This window comes from Methylobacterium oryzae, assembly GCF_021398735.1.
Classification (GTDB): Bacteria; Pseudomonadota; Alphaproteobacteria; order Rhizobiales; family Beijerinckiaceae; genus Methylobacterium.
In genome coordinates this window covers 740,872-758,706 of sequence record NZ_CP090349.1, presented here as the reverse complement: position 1 = coordinate 758,706, position 17,835 = coordinate 740,872, and the positions used below count along the sequence as shown (strand labels likewise).

At 73.7% G+C, this 17,835-nt stretch carries 18 protein-coding genes; 10 read left to right on the top strand and 8 right to left on the bottom strand.

What is annotated here, in order from left to right:
- Positions 1–226 precede the first annotated feature (226 nt).
- The 4 genes from folE to LXM90_RS03570 all read left to right on the top strand — a co-directional run bounded on the left by folE (position 227) and on the right by LXM90_RS03570 (position 4,133).
- Positions 227–1,045: a GTP cyclohydrolase I FolE gene (folE, locus tag LXM90_RS03585; RefSeq protein ID WP_020091161.1), complete on the top strand. Its 819-nt coding sequence runs from the start codon at positions 227–229 to the stop codon at positions 1,043–1,045.
- A gap of 20 nt (positions 1,046–1,065) precedes the next feature.
- Positions 1,066–1,488 carry a phosphoribosyl-AMP cyclohydrolase gene (gene hisI, locus LXM90_RS03580; RefSeq protein WP_020091162.1) on the top strand — a complete coding sequence of 141 codons (423 nt, stop codon included), beginning with the start codon at positions 1,066–1,068 and terminating at the stop codon, positions 1,486–1,488.
- Positions 1,485–2,471, top strand: coding sequence for a patatin-like phospholipase family protein (locus tag LXM90_RS03575; RefSeq protein ID WP_020091163.1), 987 nt, complete (start codon positions 1,485–1,487; stop codon positions 2,469–2,471). Before hisI ends, LXM90_RS03575 begins: the two co-directional genes overlap by 4 nt.
- A gap of 90 nt (positions 2,472–2,561) precedes the next feature.
- Positions 2,562–4,133 (top strand): alkaline phosphatase D family protein, encoded by a 1,572-nt coding sequence (locus LXM90_RS03570; RefSeq protein ID WP_042672535.1) that lies wholly within the window; start codon positions 2,562–2,564, stop codon positions 4,131–4,133.
- Between the two features lie 171 nt (positions 4,134–4,304).
- Here the strand turns inward: LXM90_RS03570 and LXM90_RS03565 are convergent, their stop codons facing one another.
- Positions 4,305–4,736: a CBS domain-containing protein gene (locus tag LXM90_RS03565; RefSeq protein ID WP_020091165.1), complete on the bottom strand. Its 432-nt coding sequence runs from the start codon at positions 4,734–4,736 to the stop codon at positions 4,305–4,307.
- A gap of 151 nt (positions 4,737–4,887) precedes the next feature.
- Entirely contained in the window at positions 4,888–5,709 is an 822-nt protein-coding gene (locus LXM90_RS03560) for a rhomboid family intramembrane serine protease (protein ID WP_020091167.1), read from the bottom strand.
- Between the two features lie 348 nt (positions 5,710–6,057).
- Between LXM90_RS03560 and LXM90_RS03555 the strand changes: the two genes are divergently transcribed.
- Both LXM90_RS03555 and LXM90_RS03550 read left to right on the top strand, forming a co-directional pair.
- Positions 6,058–6,657, top strand: coding sequence for a PAS domain-containing protein (locus LXM90_RS03555; RefSeq protein WP_020091168.1), 600 nt, complete (start codon positions 6,058–6,060; stop codon positions 6,655–6,657).
- Between the two features lie 229 nt (positions 6,658–6,886).
- Complete coding sequence (locus tag LXM90_RS03550; RefSeq protein ID WP_020091169.1) at positions 6,887–7,528, top strand: PilZ domain-containing protein; 642 nt, start codon at positions 6,887–6,889, stop codon at positions 7,526–7,528.
- A 27-nt stretch (positions 7,529–7,555) separates the two neighbouring features.
- Here the strand turns inward: LXM90_RS03550 and LXM90_RS03545 are convergent, their stop codons facing one another.
- Together LXM90_RS03545 and LXM90_RS03540 are read right to left on the bottom strand one after the other, a co-directional pair.
- Positions 7,556–8,137, bottom strand: a complete 582-nt coding sequence (locus LXM90_RS03545; protein ID WP_020091170.1) for an SCO family protein — start codon at positions 8,135–8,137, stop codon at positions 7,556–7,558.
- A gap of 108 nt (positions 8,138–8,245) precedes the next feature.
- The gene (locus LXM90_RS03540; RefSeq protein WP_020091171.1) at positions 8,246–8,764 is read right to left on the bottom strand and encodes a PRC-barrel domain-containing protein; all 519 of its coding nucleotides are present in this window, start codon (positions 8,762–8,764) and stop codon (positions 8,246–8,248) included.
- Between the two features lie 180 nt (positions 8,765–8,944).
- On the opposite strand from LXM90_RS03540, the gene LXM90_RS03535 reads away from it, so the two are divergent.
- From LXM90_RS03535 to LXM90_RS03520, 4 genes are all read left to right on the top strand, one after another.
- Positions 8,945–9,415, top strand: a complete 471-nt coding sequence (locus tag LXM90_RS03535) for a tRNA (cytidine(34)-2'-O)-methyltransferase (protein WP_020091172.1) — start codon at positions 8,945–8,947, stop codon at positions 9,413–9,415.
- Positions 9,416–9,608: 193 nt separating this feature from the next.
- Positions 9,609–11,036 carry a protein adenylyltransferase SelO gene (locus LXM90_RS03530; protein WP_234081769.1) on the top strand — a complete coding sequence of 476 codons (1,428 nt, stop codon included), beginning with the start codon at positions 9,609–9,611 and terminating at the stop codon, positions 11,034–11,036.
- A gap of 364 nt (positions 11,037–11,400) precedes the next feature.
- Positions 11,401–11,628: a hypothetical protein gene (locus LXM90_RS03525; RefSeq protein WP_020091174.1), complete on the top strand. Its 228-nt coding sequence runs from the start codon at positions 11,401–11,403 to the stop codon at positions 11,626–11,628.
- 18 nt (positions 11,629–11,646) lie between these two features.
- Positions 11,647–12,003, top strand: coding sequence for a hypothetical protein (locus LXM90_RS03520; RefSeq protein WP_056526493.1), 357 nt, complete (start codon positions 11,647–11,649; stop codon positions 12,001–12,003).
- Here LXM90_RS03520 and LXM90_RS03515 read toward each other — a convergent pair.
- The 4 genes from LXM90_RS03515 to LXM90_RS03500 form a co-directional block, all read right to left on the bottom strand.
- A complete protein-coding gene (locus LXM90_RS03515) occupies positions 11,939–13,204 on the bottom strand; it encodes a GNAT family N-acetyltransferase (RefSeq protein ID WP_234081767.1) in 1,266 nt (421 codons plus the stop codon). The genes LXM90_RS03520 and LXM90_RS03515 overlap by 65 nt on opposite strands.
- Before the next feature lie 10 nt (positions 13,205–13,214).
- Positions 13,215–14,630, bottom strand: a complete 1,416-nt coding sequence (locus tag LXM90_RS03510; protein ID WP_091675739.1) for a lipopolysaccharide biosynthesis protein — start codon at positions 14,628–14,630, stop codon at positions 13,215–13,217.
- Between the two features lie 132 nt (positions 14,631–14,762).
- On the bottom strand, positions 14,763–16,274 hold the full coding sequence (gpmI, locus tag LXM90_RS03505; RefSeq protein ID WP_234082935.1) for a 2,3-bisphosphoglycerate-independent phosphoglycerate mutase: 1,512 nt from the start codon (positions 16,272–16,274) through the stop codon (positions 14,763–14,765).
- A gap of 268 nt (positions 16,275–16,542) precedes the next feature.
- A complete protein-coding gene (locus LXM90_RS03500) occupies positions 16,543–17,610 on the bottom strand; it encodes a glycosyltransferase family 2 protein (RefSeq protein WP_020091179.1) in 1,068 nt (355 codons plus the stop codon).
- Positions 17,611–17,835 lie beyond the last annotated feature (225 nt).

Here is a 17,835-nt window from a genome sequence, read left to right as displayed (position 1 = left end):
GAGGCACACTTCCCATCGGGACTCTGCCGCGTGCATCGCGCATTGCGCGTTACCCCGCGAACGATGATATAGGCGCCATACGGCCGCTTCGCGAGGAGGCGGGCCGTCGACCAGGGTCGCGCCAACGGCCACGGTGGTTCCCACGGCCTTTCGTCCATCCCGGGGCGCCGGCTTGAAACCTTTTCGAGCCCGGGATCTTCCCTCGAACGCCCGACGCGATCCGACGATGTACGCCAAGCCCGACAGCACCCCGATGAAATCCCGCATCGCGCGGGCCGGAGATGCCATGGATGCCGCGCTCAAATCCTTGTCCTACCAGGGTGACGGCCAGGGTTTCGACCGGAACGGGGGCGACGGGCAAGGGCTGAACGGCATGCGCAATGACAATCGGCCGGTGGATGAGGGCCGTCCCGTCGAGGTGGCGCCCGAGCCGGCCTCCGCGACCCGCGTCCCGGACGGGATCGAGACCGGCCGCCCGAGCCGCGCCGAGGCCGAGGCCGCCGTGCGCACCCTCCTGCGCTGGGCCGGCGACGACCCGACCCGCGAGGGCCTGCTCGACACCCCGGCCCGGGTCACCAAGGCCTACGAGCAGTTGTTCGGCGGCTACGCGGTCGACGCCGAGAAGCTGCTGGAGCGCGTGTTCGAGGAGGTGGAGGGCTACTCGGACATCGTGCTGGTGCGCGACATCCCGTTCCACTCCCACTGCGAGCACCACATGGTGCCGTTCATGGGCCTTGCCCACATCGCCTATTACCCGACCCGGGGCGTGGTCGGCCTGTCGAAGCTCGCCCGCGTGGTCGACACCTTCGCCCGCCGCCTGCAGACGCAGGAGACCATGACCGCCCAGATCGCCGACGTGATCGAGAGCATCCTCAAGCCCCGCGGCGTCGCCGTGATGGTCGAGGCCGAGCATCTCTGCATGGCGATGCGCGGCGTCCAGAAGGCCGGCGTCTCGACCATCACCAGCCAGTTCCGCGGTGTCTTCAAGGACAACGCTAACGAGCAGGTCCGCTTCCTGACCCTGGTGCGCGGCGGCGCCAAGTAGCCCCGGGCGACGCCTCGACCATGACCGCGCGCGACACCGCCTTCGCTCCCCCCGGCACCCGGGCCGAGATCGAGGAGGGCACGGCCCTCACGCCCCGGTTCGACCGCGACGGCCTCGTCGCCTGCATCGCGGTGGACGCGCGGGACGGGCAGGTGCTGATGCTCGCCCACATGAACGCCGAGTCGCTGGCGCGCACCCTCGAGACCGGCGAGGCGTGGTACTGGTCGCGCTCGCGCCGGGAGCTCTGGCACAAGGGCGCGACCAGCGGCCAGATCCAGCGCGTCGTCGAGATGCGGGTCGACTGCGACCAGGACGCCCTGCTGATCCGCGTCGAGGTCGGCGGCGACGGCGGCTGCTGCCACACCGGCCGGCGCGACTGCTTCTACCGCAGCGTCGTCCGGGAGGCGGACGGCCGGGTCGTCCTGAAAGCCGCCGGGCGATGAGCCGCCCTCTTGCCACGCGGTGGCAAGACGAGTCCGCCGACCCGCATTTCCCGCCCGGAACCGTCGAGCCGGTCCGCGCGCCGCCGAGCCCCGGCCCGCAGGTCGGGCTCGCCCTCGGGGGCGGCTCGGCACGGGGCTGGGCGCATATCGGGGTGATCCGCGCCCTGGAGGAAGGCGGCATCACGCCGACCGTGGTGGCCGGCTGCTCCATCGGCGCCGTGGTCGGCGCCTGCTACGCGGCCGGGCGCCTCGACCGGCTCGAGGCCTTCGCCCGGGCGCTGACCCGGCGTCGGGTGGTGGGGCTCATCGACCCCCGCCTGCCGGGCTCAGGCCTGATCGCCGGCAACCGCCTGCGCCAGCGCCTCGCCGCGGATCTCGGCGAGCGCCGCATCGAGACGCTGCCGATCCGCTTCGGCTGCGTCGCCACCGAGTACGGGACCGGCCACGAGGTCAGCCTGACCGAGGGTCCGGCGGTGGACGCGGTGCGCGCCTCCTACGCGATCCCCGGTCTGTTCCCGCCGGTGGCCCATGACGGCCGCGTGCTGATGGACGGGACCCTGGTCAACCCGGTGCCGGTGGGCCTCGCCCGGGCGCTCGGGGCCGACCTCGTCATCTGCGTGAACCTCAACGGCGACACCGGCGGACCGGTGGTGCGCGAGGCGCCGCACCCGGCCCCGCCGCGCCGGGGCTTCCTGCAGGTCGTGCGCGGGCGCCTGCCGGGCTTCGACCGACCCGAGCCCGAGATCGCCGTGCCGGGCATCGCGCGAGTGGTGCTCGACGCGTTCAACACCACCCAGGACCGGATCTCGCGGGCGCGGCTGGAGCGCGACCCGCCGGACGTGGCCATCGGCCCGGATCTGGCGGCCTTCGGGCTGTTCGACTTCCACCGGGCCGCGGAGGGCATCGCCCTCGGGCACCGCGCCGCCCGCGCCGCCCTGCCCCGGATCCGGGCCGTGCTGGAGGGCGCGGCCGCGCGCGCCTGAGGGATCCGGGCGCGCTCCGTCCGGAGGGGGCCGTCATCCGGCTGTCGTGGCCGCCTGCGATGGGCGCCCGTGCATGCTGGAGGACCTCCAATGTATACGAGTCGCCGTCAGATCCTGCTGTCCGGAGGCGCCGGCCTCGTCGGGCTGGCCACGGGCCTCGGACGGCCCGGCCTGAGCCGCGCCGCCGACCGGCCGCTCCTGACCCACGGCCTCCAGTCGGGCGACGTCGGCACCGACTCGGCGGTGGTCTGGGCCCGGTCCGACCGGCCGGCCCGGGCGATCGTCGAGTGGGCGACCACCGAGAGCTTCGCCGACATCCGCGGCGGCGTCTTCGCCGACGCCCTGCCGGAGACCGACGGCACCGTGAAGGTGACACTGACCGGGCTGCCGGCCGGCCAGGACGTGTTCTACCGTGTCCGCCTGGAGGACGTCGCCGCGCCGACCATCGTCGGGCCGGCCCAGGTCGGGCGGTTCCGGACCGCGCCGGCGGACCGGCGCTCGGTCTCGTTCTGCTGGTCGGGCGACACGGCGGGCCAGGGCTGGGGCATCGACGAGGCCCGCGGCGGCATGACGATCTACTCCGCCATCCTGAAGAACCGACCGGACTTCTTCATCCATTCCGGCGACACGATCTACGCCGACGGGCCGATCCAGTCCGAGGTGAAGCTCCCCGACGGCAGCCTGTGGCGCAATCGGGTGACCGAGGAGGTGGCCAAGCCGGCCGAGACGCTCGCGGAGTTCCGGGGCCGGCACAAGTACAACCTCACCGACCGGAACGTCCTGGCGATGAACGCCGCCGTGCCGATCCTGGCCCAGTGGGACGACCACGAGGTCACCAACAACTGGTGGCCGGGGGAGCCGCTGACCCGGGCCGAGCACCTGAAGAAGAAGTACGCCGACCCGAACGTGCTGGCGCTGCAGCTGCGGGCGGCCAAGGCCTTCCACGAGTACATGCCGATGCGCTTCGAGCCGTCGGAGCCCGGCCGGGTCTACCGCAAGATCGGCTACGGCCCGCTGGTCGACGTGTTCATGCTCGACATGCGCTCCTACCGGGGCCCGAACGGCGAGAACCGGCAGACGGAATACGGGCCCGAGTCCTACTTCCTCGGGCCGCAGCAGATCGCGTGGCTGAAGCGGGCGCTGCTCGAGTCCCGCGCGACCTGGAAGGTGATCGCCGCCGACATGCCGCTCGGCCTCGTGGTGACCTACGACACCGACCGCAATTTCGGCTCGGAGGCGGTGGCGCAGGGCGACGGACCGCCGCTGGGGCGCGAGCTGGAGATCGCCGACCTGCTGCGCTTCATCAAGAGCGCAGGGATCCGCAACACGGTCTGGCTCACGGCCGACGTGCACTACACGGCCGCCCACTACTACGACCCCGACAAGGCGCAGTTCCAGGATTTCGAGCCGTTCTGGGAGTTCGTCTCCGGGCCGCTGCACGCCGGCACCTTCGGGCCGAACGCGCTGGACAACACCTTCGGGCCGCAGCTGCGCTACGTGAAGGCGCCCGACAAGGGCCAGGTGAACCTGTCGCCGGCCGCCGGCTACCAGTTCTTCGGCCACGTGGCGGTGGACGGCGCCACCGAGCAGATGACGGTGACCCTCAAGGACGCGGCCGACACCGACCTCTGGCACGTCACGCTTGATCCCGTGAAGGCGTGAGGCGGACCGCGGGCGGTACGGGCTCGCGATGTCGGCCTGCTCGCCCGTCGACGAAGGGGCGCGGGTCCCCTCTCCCGCACGGGAGAGGGAGCGCGTCGCGCCCCGGCGGCCTGTCCTGAACCGGCGAGGCCCGGGGGCGGAGGGCGAGAGAAACGCGCGGTGCCGGCGCCCCTACGCCATCGTGATGTAGTCGCGCAGGGCCTGGTGCTCGGCCTCGACGGTGGCGATCTTGCGCGCCACCACGTCGCCGATCGAGACCAGGCCGATCAGCCGCCCGTCCTCGCAGACCGGTACGTGGCGGAAGCGCCCGTCGGTCATGAGGGTCATGACCTCCTCGATCGTGGTGGTCCGGCCGCAGGTGGTGACCGCGGTGGTCATGTGGGCCGAGACCGGCGCGTCGAAGGCCGAGCCCCCGTGCCGGGCGAGCGCCCGCATGATGTCCCGCTCGGAGATGATGCCCGCCACCGTCCCGTCGGCCTGGGCGACCACGAGGGCGCCGATCCGCTTGTCGGCGAGGATCTGGATCACCTCATCGAGGGTCTTGTCGGGGCCCACGGTGACGACGGAGCTGCCCTTCTCGGCGAGGATGCGTGCGACGGTCATGGCTCTCTCCCTGTGTGACGCGGCCGGTGCGCCGTCAGCCCGCGGCGCCCTGATGGCGTTCTCGGCCGGGTTGGCCCGGCTCGTTCACATTGTGGCGAGTGTGTGATCGATCCGGCCGGATGGCAAGGTGCCGGGCGTCGATGGCAGGGACTCAGTGCCGGCGCGGCTCTCGGGGATCCACCAGGGGGAACAGGAAGAAGCCCGCGATGAAGCCGCCGAGATGGGCGTCCCAGGCGATGGCGGCGTTCTCGCCGACGAGCGGCACGCTGACGAGGCCGAAGAGCAGGTTGGTCAGCAGCCAGATCACCAGGAACGACACCGCGGTCCGGTTGCGCAGCAGCTCCGGGATCGTCTCGGCGGGACGGGGCGGCGGCACCTGCCAGGCCGGCGCGCCGTAGCCCGAGACCGGCGGCTGGAACACGAAGCGCGCGGCGGCGGCCATCAGGGCCGAGATCCCCGCCGAGGCGCCGACCAGCGGCCCCGCGCTCAGCGGATCGATCAGGATGTGGAGAAGTCCGCCGGCCGCCGTGCCGGCCAGCGCGAGCACGCACCAGCGCACGGCGCCGCAGCGGCGCGCCACCGGGGCGCCGAAGGCCGCGAGCCAGACGCTGTTGAAGATCACGTGCATCCACGAGCCGTGCAGCAGCCCGTAGGTGACGAGCGTCCAGGGCTGGAGGGCGTGCTCGCCCACGATGTAGCGGGCGAAGGCCTCGCGGGCCGCCTCCAGGCCGGGATCGCCCGGATCGGCGGCGGCGCGGATCACCTCGGAGGCCCGGCCGGGATCGAACCAGAGGGTCCAGCGCGCCGGGACCAGCGCGAGGTCGAGGACGAGGCGGATGTCCCAGGTGTCCGGCAGCAGGAACTCGCGCACCGCCTGGATCGCCAGGAGCAGCCCGATCGACGCGGTGACGATGCCCGGCATGTTGAACACGGGCACGCGGCTCTGCCGCGGGAAATCGGGGGAGGCGTCCATCGGCGCACCATGTCGGGGCGCGGCGCGATCGGGCAAGCCCCGGCGACGTATTGAAGCTCGCAAATACCGGTCGGATCGCGGTCCGTATCGCGCACCGCCCCGTCTTCAGTCCGGATCCGTCCCGGACGGCCGCGGCGCGCCCGGCGGGGTGCGACGATTGTGTCGCCGGCCACGACGCGCTACCCCCCGCCCCGCGCGGCGCCGGCGGGACCGGCGGCGCGCGGGTGCGGGAGCCGGCACGGCCCGTGCGCCCGGACGCGGTGAACGCCCGGATCGGCCGGTCACACCCCCGCGGATGTGCCAGAATGATCCGGGGATGAACCACAGGCGTTGAGAATCGGGACACCGATGAAGCATCCCACCAGCCGCATGCTCCACGCCTACTGGGAGCGCCTGCGCGGAGAACGGGCCGCGCCGGAACGCGCCGAGATCGAGCCGGGCGAGATCCGGCACCTCCTCGCCGACAGCCTGATCCTGGAACTCGACATGCCGAGCCGCTCCGCGAGCATCCGGCTCGCGGGGACCCGGGTCTGCGCCCTGTACGGCCGCGAGCTGAAGGGCGAGCCCTTCGCCAAGCTGTGGGGCTCCCGGGCGACGGATCCCTGGCGGATCGTCGAGATCGTGGCCAGCGACACGCTGGGCGTCGTCGCGGGCCTGCGCGGCACCAACGCGGCCGGCGAGGCGGCGGATCTCGAACTCCTGCTCCTGCCCCTGCGCCACCGCGGCCGGACGCAGGTCCGCGCCCTCGGCACCCTCAGCCTCGACGGCGCGCCGCACTGGCTCGGCCTGCGCCCGCTGGTGGAGGCGGAGACCACCTCCCTGCGCATCCTGCCCAGCCGCAGGACCGAGCCGGTCCCGCCCGCCCGCACCGCCGTGCGCACGAGCGCGGGCTACCCCGGGCCGGTGCGCCACGGCCACCTCCTCGTCCACGCCGGCGGGCGCGCCTGAGAACCGTATTCGTCCAAGGTTACGCCCGGTCCGGGACGGCCAGTTCGATCGAATCGGCGCGTGCACCCGAGGAAAGCTTCGGCGCACAAGTCGATCGCGCACGACGCGGCAGGGCTCGACAATGGATGTTTCTACAAGGCCGATCGATCCCGGAGCAGGAAAAAAGGGTTTCGTAACTGTCCGTGCCTAGTCTGCACCGGCCATTCTCCGGCGCAGGACCAATCTCGGAATGATCGCGGTCGAGGCCACCGCTGGAACTGATCTGCGCGGCCTCGCCGCCGAGCCGGCGCGCGGTGCCGCCGACCAGCGCCGCCACCAGCGCGTGCGGGTCGCCGTGCTCGGCCGCTACATGCTGGCCGACCGCCGGGAATATCCCTGCCAGACCGTGGACATGTCGCCGGGCGGCGTGCGGCTGACCTGCGCGGTCAAGGGCGCGGTCGGCGAGCGCGTGGTGCTCTACCTGGAGCATATCGGCCGCATCGAGGGCGTCGTCGCGCGCACCTGCCCGGACGGGTTCGCGGTCCAGCTCAACGCCACGTCGCGCAAGCGGGACAAGCTCGCCTCCCAGCTCACCTGGCTGGCGAACCGGGAGATGCTGGGGCTGCCGGAGGGACGCTCGCACGAGCGCCTCGTGCCGACCAACACGGCGGTGGTCCTGCGCGTCGAGGGCGGCCGCGAGATCCGGGCGCGCCTCATCGACATCTCGATGTCGGGCGTGGCGATCTCCTGCCCGGTGCCGCTGCCCCTCGGCGCCGCCGTCACGGTGGGCAGCACGCCGGGCCGGCTGGTGCGCTACTTCGAGGGCGGCTTCGGCGTGCAGTTCCTGCTGCCGCTCTCCCCCGACCGCTTCCACGCCGGGATGACGCTCTGACGCGCGTGCGGCCGGACCGGCCGGCGGTCAGATCTTCTTGGCGAGCTGCGCGGCGACCTCGTCGGCCGGCCGGGTCAGGTCGAGGGCGCCGAGGAAGCGGTTCTGCGCGTCCATGATGTACACCAGGGCGGTGTGCTCCATCGTGTAGTCGCCGTCCTTGGCGGGCACCTTGCGGGCATAGGCCCGGTACGCCTTCTCGGTGGCGGTGACCTGCTCGGGCGTGCCGGTGAGGCCGGTGATGCGCGGGTCGAAGCTCGACAGGTAGGTCTTGAGGCTCGCCGGATCGTCCCGCTCGGGATCCACCGTGACGAAGGCGACCCGCATCGTCTTGCCCTTCGACCCCAGGGCAGCGAGCACGTCGGAGATCTGCTGCAGGGTGGTCGGGCAGACGTCCGGGCAGTGGGTGAAGCCGAAGAACACGAGGTGCGTCGCGCCGGCGAAGTCGCGCTCGGTGACGGTGCGCCCGTCCTGGTTCACCAGCGTGAACGGGCCGCCGACGCTCGGCACGCCCACCGGTGCCTTGTCGGGCAGGAACGCGAACACCGCCGCCCCGGTCAGGCCGATGAGGCCGAGGCAGAAGGCGAGGAGCGGGACGAGGGCGCGGCGCATGGGACGGGTTCCGACCTCCGGGGAGGCCGGCACAGCACACAACGGCGCGCGGAGGCAAGCCGGCGCGGTGCCGCCGGCCGACCGATCGGCGCCGCGCCGGCGCGACCGCTACGGCTTCGAGGCCGGCTCCCCCGCGGGGCTCGCCGGGGCGGCGCCCTTCGGCGGCTCCTTGCCGAGATAGACGTATTCCGGCGCCGCCCGGAGCTGGTCCTTGGTCGTGTCGATCCGCGCCTGGAGGGTCTTGCCGTCGGTGCGGTCGAGCTTGAGCACGGACGGGTCGACCGCGACGTATTTCGAGCCGATCCCCAGGAAGCCGCCGACCCCGATGATCCAGGCCTTCACGGCCCCCTTCTGGTCGAGGACGAAGTCGGCGATCTGCCCGATCGTCTCGTTGGCGCCGTTGACGACGCTGGAGCCGATCAGCTTGCTGGCGACCATGTCGTCGGGGGCCTGGGCCACGAAGGTCGGGCGCAGGCTGTCGGCCATGGTGGCGGGCTGGCCGGGGACCGGGGTCGCGGCGGCGCCGCCGTCCGGCTTGGCGCCGTCCGATCTGGCGCCGTCGGTCTGCGCCGAGGCGGTGGCGAGGCCGGCCAGCAGGAGGGCCGAGGCGAGGAGCGGGGTGCGCATCGGAGCAGGTCTTTCAGACGGGGGCCGCACAGGGGGGTCGCGCCGCCTCAAGGTTCTGGCGGGGCTTAAGTTCCGCGCGGTCTCGGCCCCGGCGGGGGCCGGCCCGGCGGTTTGCCGGCTGCGCGTCGGCGCCGGGGGCCTTTGACGGCGGGGCCTTCCGCCCCGCACAAGGCCGGCGCCATGCTCCGCCTCGCCCTCTACCAGCCCGATATCCCGCAGAACACCGGCACGATGCTGCGCATGGCCGCCTGCCTCGGGCTGGCGGTGGAGATCGTGGAGCCCGCGGGCTTCGACGTCTCGGACCGCCACCTGCGCCGCTCGGGCCTGGACTACCTCGACCACGTGGCGATCACCCGGCACCGCTCCTTCGCGGCCTTCGCGGCGTGGCGGGCCGAGGCCGGGATCCGGCTCGTCCTCGCCACCACGGCGGGCGCCGTGCCCTACACGGACTTCGCCTTCCGCCCGGACGATTGCCTGATGGTCGGGCGCGAATCCGCCGGCGTGCCCGAGGCGGTGCACGCGGCCGCCGACGCCCGGATCGTGGTGCCGATCCGGGCGGGCCTGCGCTCGCTCAACGTCGCGGTCGCGGCCGCGATGATCGCCGGCGAGGCCCTGCGGCAGGTGTCCGGGACGGCCCGACCAGATCTCTAGGATCGTGACGCCTCTCGGGTCGGCCGCCGTCTTCGCGAGCGGAGCGAAGCGATCCAGGCGGCGCCACGCTCGGCCGATGTCCCGCTGCACTGGGTTGCTTCGCCGCGCTCGCGAGGACGGGATCGGCAACGGATCGCGTCCGGCTCGCTTGGTACAACGGGACTCATCCTCACCCCGCGAGACGCGCCGCCGCATGGACGACACCGCCTTCACGCCCTCCCGGCGCCACGCCGATCTGGGCCCCGCCTTCTTCGATCCGGTGACGCCGGCCCGGTTCCCGCGGACGATCCTGCGCTACCGCAACCAGACTTGGGCGAAGCGGGTCGGACTGGGCGGCCTGTCCGAGGCGGCGTGGATCGCCCATTTCGGCCGGTTCGAGCCCCTGCCGGGCAGCTTCGAGACGCCGCTGGCCCTGCGCTACCACGGCCATCAGTTCCGCGCCTACAATCCGGACCTGGGCGACGGGCGCGGCTTCCTCTTCGCGCAGCTGCACGACCGCCTGGACGGGCGCCTCCTCGACCTCGGCACCAAGGGGAGCGGCACGACGCCCTGGTCGCGCGGCGCCGACGGGCGGCTCACCCTCAAGGGCGGCGTGCGCGAGGTGCTGGCCACCGCCCTCCTGGAGGCGCAGGGCGTCTACACCTCGAAGAGCTTCAGTCTGATCGAGACCGGCGAGGACCTCGTGCGCGGCGACGAGCCCTCGCCGGCACGCGCCTCGGTGCTGGTGCGCCTGTCCCACGGCCACATCCGCATCGGCAGCTTCCAGCGCTTCCTGGCGCTCGGCGAGCCGGACAACATCGCCCGGCTCCTCGACCACACGATCGCGACCCACCGGCCGGAGCTCTGGCGCGACGGCGTGGAGGATCGCGCCGTCGCCTTCCTGGAGGACGTGGTCGCCCGGGTCGCCCGGATGGGCGCGCAGTGGTCGGCGGCCGGCTTCGTCCACGGGGTCCTCAACAGCGACAACATCAACGTCACCGGCGAGAGCTTCGATTACGGGCCCTGGCGCTTCCTGCCGCATTACGATCCGGACTTCACGGCCGCCTACTTCGACGAGACCGGGCTCTACAGCTTCGGCCGCCAGCCGGAGGCCCTGTTCTGGAACCTCGCCCGGCTCGCCGACTGCCTGCTGGTGCTGGCCCCCCAGGCGCGCTTGGAAGCGGCGCTCTCCGGATTCGGGCCGGCCCTGCAGGAGGCGTTCGCCGAGGCCCTGTTCCGCCGGCTCGGCCTCGCCCCGGCGACGCGGCCGGAGACCGACCGGCTGGTCTCGGCGGTCTGGCGGTTCCTCGCGGAGACGCGGGCGCCCTTCGAGCGGTTCTTCTTCGACTGGTACGGCGGCCTCGCGAGCGCGACCCGCGCGCAGGCCGGGCCGTCCGCCGGCCACTACGCGCACGAGGCCTTCGCGCCGGTGCGGGCCGCGCTGGAGCCGCTCGCGCCCGCCCCGGGCGCGCGGCTCGACCATCCCTACTTCGCGGAGGCGCCCTGCACGCTCCTGATCGACGAGGTGGAGGCGTTGTGGGCCCCGATTGCCGCGGCGGATGACTGGTCCCTGTTCGAGGCCAAGCTCGCGGGAGTGGCCCGGATGGCCGAGGCCTGCGGGACAGCGCCCGCCTCGGCCTGAGCGGCCTCCTCCTCGGCGAGCCGTCGGCGCTCCTCGGCGTAGCCCCCCGCGATGGCGAGATCGACCAGGCGCCGGGTCAGCCGGAAGGCCAGCCAGAACAGGGCGAGGCAGAGAAGCGTCGCGGCGGCGGCCTTGAGCGGGTCCACGGGGTTCCTCCGGTGATGTCTCCTCGGGCGGAGCGGCCCTCTTAGTGCCGAGGCGGGCCGCGGGGCAATTGGACTTCGTGCCGAGATCGAGCCCGCGGCGCGTCGTCCCGGGCTCGCCGCGCGGCGCCGGACCCGAGACCCGGCCGGAACATGCTATGGCGGCCGGCGGCCGGATCCCGATATCCGGCGCTGAAGATCCCTCGATCAGGCGGATACCCGTGCGCGAGACCTTCCACATCGAAGTCCTCGGACCGGAGCCGGACGAGATCCAGACGCGGATCTCCGTGCGGGTCGGCAGCCTGGAGAGCGCGCAGGAGCGGGCCCTGCGGCTGTTCGCCCGCGCCCGGGTGCCGCAGCGCTCGGGCGAGCCGGCCGAGGCGGTCCGGGTGATCGACGGCGCCGGCCGCGAGGTGTTCTATCGGACGCGCTTCGACGCGGGGGATTGAGGCGCGAGGACACTGCCGATGCGCACAGCCCTGATCCTGCCGGTCCTCGTCCTCGCGGCCGGCGCGCTGTTCCTGCGCAGCTACACCCTGCCGCCAGCCCCGGACCGCCGGGGCGGGACCACGCTTCTGCTGACCTGGCCGAACCGCCCGGCCTTCGGCAGCCCCCGGGCCGACTGCCTCGCCGGGCCGCCCGACGAGCCGGTCCTGCCCTGCCTCATCGCCTCCGTCGCCCGGGCGCGGGACGACGGGTACACGCTGCTGCAGCTGCCGTTCTGCGCGACCTGCTACGACCTGTCCGGGCGGATCGCCGTCACGGGCCGCGACGCGGCGGCGACGCGGGCGCGGCTGGAGCAGATCGCCCGCTTCGGATGGTGAGACGCGCCCGGGCAACGCGCTCCCGGGCCCGCTCCAGGGTCCGGGCCACCGGGAACAGCGGATCGCGGCCCGCCTCCACCAGCAGATGGGCGATCGGCCGGCGCGCGGTCCAGAAGGTGGTGCCGAGGGCGAAGTCCGGCGGCGCGCAGGAATCGATCCGGTCGATCGGCCAGTCGCCCCCGGCCACCGCCTCGGTCAGCCGGTGGACGAGCTGGACCCCCGGCGCGGTCTCCGGCCGCGTCTCGTCGTTGGCGATCTTCAGCACCCAGGCCTCGCGGCCGGTGACCGGCAGGATCAGGGAGGCCAGGAGCCGGTCGCCCCGACGCAGGCGCGCGATCCGCACGCCGTCCGCGGCCCCGAGATCGGCCCCGAGATCGGCCCCGAGATCGGCACTGAGATCGGCACTGAGATCGGCCAGGGCGGCGCGCAGGAAGGCGATCTCCGCCGGCCGCTGCGCCAGGCTCGTGCCGGCCTGACCCTTCCAGCCGGCGGCCTCCAGGGCGACGTGGGCGTCGAGGGCGGGGCCGAGGGATTCGGGCGCGGCGAGGATCTCGAAGGTCACGTGCCCCGCCGCCTCGAGGCGCGCGCGGGCGCGGCGGAGCTTGCGGCGGCGCTGCCCGGAGAGGTGCCCGAGATAGGAGGCCCGCGCCTCCGGCCCGCGGCCGGTCAGGTCGAGCAGGCCGCGGTCGTGCGGCCAGTACGCGGCGCGGCGCCCGCCACACGCCGTCAGGAGTTCAGGCAGGGGGCCGTCGGTTGGAGCGTTCGGCAGGAGGAGGCGCGGCGGCAGGCCGAGGGCGCCCGGCGCGGCGAGCAGCCCCGCCAGGGCGGCCTCCGGGGCGGCGCCGTCGAGGAGCGGCGCCCCGAACGGGGCGTAGCCGTGGGTCCAGCCCACGAGCAGCGGCAGCGGCACGCCCCAGCGGCGGCGCGACGGCCGGAACGGCCAGGCGGCGAGGAGCCGGGCCCCGGGCGCCTCGGGGGGCCGGTCGGCGACGAGGAGGAGCCGGACGCCCGCCCCGAAGGCGTCGCGGGCCGCCAGGGCGTAGCCCGCCTCGTAGAACGGGTTGCGCACCAGGCTCGCCCGACCCAGGGCCCGCCAGGCCGGGACCCAGGGCGCCGCCCCGTCGAGGGGCCGGACCGCCGCCACGAGCCCGCCGGGAAGCGCGGCCGTGTCCGATGGGGTGTCCGACGCGGGGCCTGCCATCGCGGGACCGTCAGGCCGCGAGACGGTGACGGATCGCGCCGGCGAAGCCGAGCACGTCGTAGCGCCACGCCGTCACCCCGGCGGCGGCGGTGAGCAGGACGAGGCGCAGGGCCTGTCCCGGCGGCAACAGGCCGCCGGGGACCAGGGCGATGCCGGCATTCACCGCGCCGCAGGCCAGCGCGATCCCGGCGATGCCGGCCATGTCGGCGAGCGGCAGCGGCATCGTCGTGCCGGTCCGGCGGGCGCCGAGCACCAGCACGAGGCAGGCCGCGCTCTGGCCGCCCGCGAAGGCGAGGGCCGCCCCGGCGGCGCCGAAGCGCGGGATCAGCAGGAGCGACAGCGCGGCGACGGTGGCGAGGGTCGCGAACGCGGCGGCCGCCTCCAGGCCGCTGGAGCGGGCGAAGTAGATCACCTGCCCGAAATAGTAGGCGCGGAACATCATCAGGATGCTCGCCAGGATCAGCACCGGGGCGAGCTCCCGCGCCTCGGCCCGGTAGTCGGGCCCGAGCAGCACCGCCACGACCAGATCGTCGAAGCACAGGAAGAACACGGCCCCGAAGGCCGCGATCAGCGTCATGGCCCGTGCGGCGTCGCGCAGCACCCCGGAGGCCGCCGCCATCCCGCCCACCCGCGCCTCGCGCTTGGCGATCGAGATCAGCGACAGGGCGATCGCCTCGCCGAACACGATGAAGCTCTGCTTCAGGAAGTCGGCCAGGGCGCCGTAGGCGCCGAGCCCCGCCGGCCCCACCGTCTTGGCGATGATCAGCCGGTCGAGGCTCTGGGCGAGCGCCGCAGTCCCGAAGGAGAGGACGAGCGGCCAGCCGTAGGCGAACAGCCGCAGCGCCTCCGCGCGGCTGCCGCGGCCGGGCATCATCGGGGCGATCGTGGCCGCGGCCGGCAGGGAGGCCAGGGCGTTGGCGGCCGCCACCGCGAAGGCGAGGTGCAGGGGATCCTGCGAGAGGTGCAGCGCCAGGCTGCCGAGGGCCAGGATCAGGACGGCGCGGCTCATCACCGAGGCCGCCACCGCCCCGGCCCGCAGGCGGGTGCGGGCGATCTCGGTGGAGCCCTCGAATAGGGTGGTCCCGAAGGCCAGCGCCAGGATCGCGGCCGCCATCCGCGCCGGCATCAGGCCGAGGGCGGCGGCGAGCGCGCTGCCGAGCCCGGCGAGGAGCAAGGTGCCGCCCAGGATCCGCACCACGGTGCCGACCTGCGCGGGCTCGCGCGCCTCGTCGTAGAGGGCGAAGAACGCGAATTTCGGCCACTGGCAGGTCGCCCCGTAGAGCACCAGCGCCCAGGACAGGACGTACAGGTAGGTGCCGTAGCTCTCCACCGGCGCGAGCCGCGTGAACACCGCCACGGAGGCCATGTTCAGGGCGGCCGCGAAGCCCCGCGAGCCGACATAGATCAGGCTGTGCCGGGCGATCATGTCCTAGAACCGGTCAGACGCACCACGACCTCGCACCACGCTGGGACAGACCGGCCCGTGGCGGGAGGTAACGCAGGGACGGCGCGCATGACAGCCCGGGCTCTGCAGGCGGCGTGCCGCCGGCCCCGGCCCTCAGCCCTCGCCCCGCGGGCGGATCAGCGACGTGCCGGTCATCTCGGCCGGCTGGTCCAGTCCCATCAGGTCGAGGAGCGTCGGCGCCACGTCGGCCAGCCGTCCGTCGGCCAGGGTCACGCCGTCGACGCCGACGAGCGCGGCGGGCACCGGGTTGAGGGTGTGGGCGGTGTGCGGCTCGCCGGTCTCGGGATCGCGCATCATCTCGCAATTGCCGTGGTCGGCGGTCACCAGCAGCGCCCCGCCCTGGGCCGTCACCGCCTCGACGACGCGGCCGAGGCAGGTGTCGACGGTCTCCACCGCCTTCACGGCGGCCGCGAGGCAGCCGGTGTGGCCGACCATGTCGGGGTTGGCGAAGTTCAGGATGATGAGGTCGTAGCGCCCGGAGCCGATCGCCTCCACGGCGCGGTCGGTGAGTTCGGGCGCCGACATCTCCGGCTGCAGGTCGTAGGTCGCGACCTTCGGCGAGGGCACGAGGATCGCGTCCTGCCCCGCGAAGGGCTCCTCGCGGCCGCCGTTCATGAAGTAGGTGACGTGCGGGTACTTCTCGGTCTCAGCCATGCGCAGCTGCGCGCGCCCGGCCCGGGCCACGGTCTCGCCGAGGCCGTTGGGCAGGTCGAGGGCCCCGAACAGGGTCTCGGCGAAGGCGTCGATCTCGACGCTGTACTGGACGATCCCCAGGGCGGCGGCGAACCGGACCGTGCGCGCGCGCTCGAAGCCCGCGAAGGCCGGGTCGAGCAGCGCCTCCAGGATCTGCCGGGTCCGGTCGGCGCGGAAGTTGAAGCTCAGGATGCCGTCGCCGTCCCGCATGCCGGCGTAGTCGCCGATGATCGCGGGCCGCATGAACTCATCGGACACGTCCTGCGCGTAGGACGCGGCAACCGCCTGCCCGGCCCGCTCGAACCGGGTCCCGCGCGCCTCCGTGAGGGCGTCGTAGGCCGTCTGGACGCGCTCCCAGCGCCGGTCGCGGTCCATGCCGAAGTAGCGGCCGCACAGCGTCGCGATGCGGGCGCCCTTCGGGAGGGCGGCCGCGACGTCGGCGATGCAGGTGGCGGCCGAGCGGGGCGGCATGTCGCGCCCGTCGGTGAAGCCGTGGAGCCGGACCGGGATGCCGGCCGTCGTCAGCGCGCGCGCCAGCGCGACGGCGTGGTCCTGGTGCGCGTGGACGCCGCCGGGCGAGAGCAGGCCGACGAGGTGGCAGGTCCCCCCCGACGCGCGCAGCGCCTCGATGAACCGGACCAGAGCCGGGTTCCGGGCGAGGGAGCCGTCGGCGACCGCCGCGTCGATCCGCGGCAGGTCTTGCAGGACGACGCGGCCCGCGCCGATGTTGAGGTGGCCGACCTCGGAATTGCCCATCTGCCCGTTGGGCAGGCCGACATCGGCGCCGAAGGTCGTCAGCCGCGACCGGGGGCGCTCCCGCATCAGACCGTCGAAGACCGGCGTCCTGGCCTGGTGGACGGCGTTGTCGGCCACCGCGTCCCGCAGACCCCAGCCGTCGAGGATCACGAGCATCACGGGACGCGGGGTACTGTCGGGCACGGTCACAACTCTCCTGGGCTGCCGCGCGGCGCGCGGCCGGTCTCCGGGCCCTGACGCGGCCGGATCGTTGCGCGTGTCGATAATCGCCTTGGTCGCGCGAGACCACCGCCCCGAAGGGCCAATGGGCGACGGATGCGAGAGAGCGTCGGGCTTCTGACATGCCCCGGCCGCGCTCCGCACATGGCGGGGCGCGGCTGGCGGGACGCGGCCGGAAAGGCGCGGCCGACGGGGACTCAGGCGGTCAGTTGACGCGCGCCGCGTCGGATCCCGGCGGGAGGCCGAGCAGGCGGCGCTTCCTTCGCAGGGCGGCCCGGAGCAGCGTCCGCCGGTAGCCCGGATAGGACAGGAACCCCGCCGCCCAGGACAGGTGCATGGTCACGGCCGCCGGGCCGCTCATGACCAGGACGGGTTCCCGCGCCTTCAGCGCCAGGGCGAGGCCGCTCAGGACGCAGCCCCCGGCATAGAGCAGCAGCGGGATCAGCAGGGCGGGCATCAGGGCTGCCAGCGGCAGGGCCGCGACGGCGTAGAGCAGGACCAGGGCCGGAAGGATCTGGCGGGCGCGCGGCAGGCTGGCGTGCTTCTCGAGGGTCCGCGCGCAGCCGCGCCCGTAGTGGAGGTACTGCCGGGCGAGGCTGCGGAGGCAGGCGCGCGGGAAGTACGTGATGGCGAGCTCGGCGGCGAGGTAGATCCGCCCGCCCGCCGCGCAGAGCCGCCGGTCGAGTTCGGCATCCTCGTTGTGGGTGAAGGTCTCGTCGTAGCCGCCGACCCGCAGGAACTCGCGCCGGTCGAAGGCCGCGTGGTGGCCGTGGGCGACGTAGCCCGAGATGCCGCCCTGCCGGTGGGCCGAGCCGCCGTTGCCGAGGCGGCTGTTCTGCGCCGCCGCGATCGCCCTCTGCAGCGGCGTGACCCCGACGGTCCGCAGCGGCACGACCACAGAGACGGCCTGGCGCAGGCGCATCGTGCCGACGAGGTTCTGCACGAATCCCTTCGGATAGACGGCGTGGCAATCGGCGCGGACGAGGTAGGCGGAGGCGGGATGCGCCAGTCGCGCGGCGAGGTTGATCGCCGCCGCCTGGATGCGGCGCTCGTTGTGGACGAGCCGGATGCGGGGGTCGCGGGCGCTCAGGGCGGCGACGATCGCGCAGGTGTCGTCGCGACTGCCGCCGTCCAGCACCAGCAGCTCGCAGGCGATGGCGTCCCGGTCGGGCAGCACCGACGCGATGGCGTCGGCGATGTGCGCGGCCTCGTTCAGGGCCGGCATGGCGATCGTCACGAGCGGAGCGCCGGCGGCGCTCACGGGGTCCTGCATGGCGGTTCTCCCGAAACCTGGTCCCGGTCGCCGGCCGATGAGGGCCGGTCGTCCCGGACGGGGACCGACGCCGCGTGCGGCGCGCCCCCGAGGTCTCATTTGTCGTGATTGGCTACGATTACGGTCGTTGATCACAACCACCACTTCAGTCGGCCGGACCGATACGACGAAAGGTGTAATTCGGACCGCCGCACCGCGATGATAGCCCGTTCCGGCGGGACGACC

Bases quoted from the DNA above. Each gene is read 5' to 3' on its own strand.
- folE (WP_020091161.1), top strand. From the start codon at position 227: ATGTACGCCAAGCCCGACAGCACCCCGATGAAATCCCGCATCGCGCGG.
- hisI (WP_020091162.1), top strand. From the start codon at position 1,066: ATGACCGCGCGCGACACCGCCTTCGCTCCCCCCGGCACCCGGGCCGAG.
- LXM90_RS03575 (WP_020091163.1), top strand. From the start codon at position 1,485: ATGAGCCGCCCTCTTGCCACGCGGTGGCAAGACGAGTCCGCCGACCCG.
- LXM90_RS03570 (WP_042672535.1), top strand. From the start codon at position 2,562: ATGTATACGAGTCGCCGTCAGATCCTGCTGTCCGGAGGCGCCGGCCTC.
- LXM90_RS03565 (WP_020091165.1), bottom strand. From the start codon at position 4,736: ATGACCGTCGCACGCATCCTCGCCGAGAAGGGCAGCTCCGTCGTCACC.
- LXM90_RS03560 (WP_020091167.1), bottom strand. From the start codon at position 5,709: ATGGACGCCTCCCCCGATTTCCCGCGGCAGAGCCGCGTGCCCGTGTTC.
- LXM90_RS03555 (WP_020091168.1), top strand. From the start codon at position 6,058: ATGAAGCATCCCACCAGCCGCATGCTCCACGCCTACTGGGAGCGCCTG.
- LXM90_RS03550 (WP_020091169.1), top strand. From the start codon at position 6,887: ATGATCGCGGTCGAGGCCACCGCTGGAACTGATCTGCGCGGCCTCGCC.
- LXM90_RS03545 (WP_020091170.1), bottom strand. From the start codon at position 8,137: ATGCGCCGCGCCCTCGTCCCGCTCCTCGCCTTCTGCCTCGGCCTCATC.
- LXM90_RS03540 (WP_020091171.1), bottom strand. From the start codon at position 8,764: ATGCGCACCCCGCTCCTCGCCTCGGCCCTCCTGCTGGCCGGCCTCGCC.
- LXM90_RS03535 (WP_020091172.1), top strand. From the start codon at position 8,945: ATGCTCCGCCTCGCCCTCTACCAGCCCGATATCCCGCAGAACACCGGC.
- LXM90_RS03530 (WP_234081769.1), top strand. From the start codon at position 9,609: ATGGACGACACCGCCTTCACGCCCTCCCGGCGCCACGCCGATCTGGGC.
- LXM90_RS03520 (WP_056526493.1), top strand. From the start codon at position 11,647: ATGCGCACAGCCCTGATCCTGCCGGTCCTCGTCCTCGCGGCCGGCGCG.
- LXM90_RS03515 (WP_234081767.1), bottom strand. From the start codon at position 13,204: ATGGCAGGCCCCGCGTCGGACACCCCATCGGACACGGCCGCGCTTCCC.
- LXM90_RS03510 (WP_091675739.1), bottom strand. From the start codon at position 14,630: ATGATCGCCCGGCACAGCCTGATCTATGTCGGCTCGCGGGGCTTCGCG.
- gpmI (WP_234082935.1), bottom strand. From the start codon at position 16,274: ATGCTCGTGATCCTCGACGGCTGGGGTCTGCGGGACGCGGTGGCCGAC.
- LXM90_RS03500 (WP_020091179.1), bottom strand. From the start codon at position 17,610: ATGCAGGACCCCGTGAGCGCCGCCGGCGCTCCGCTCGTGACGATCGCC.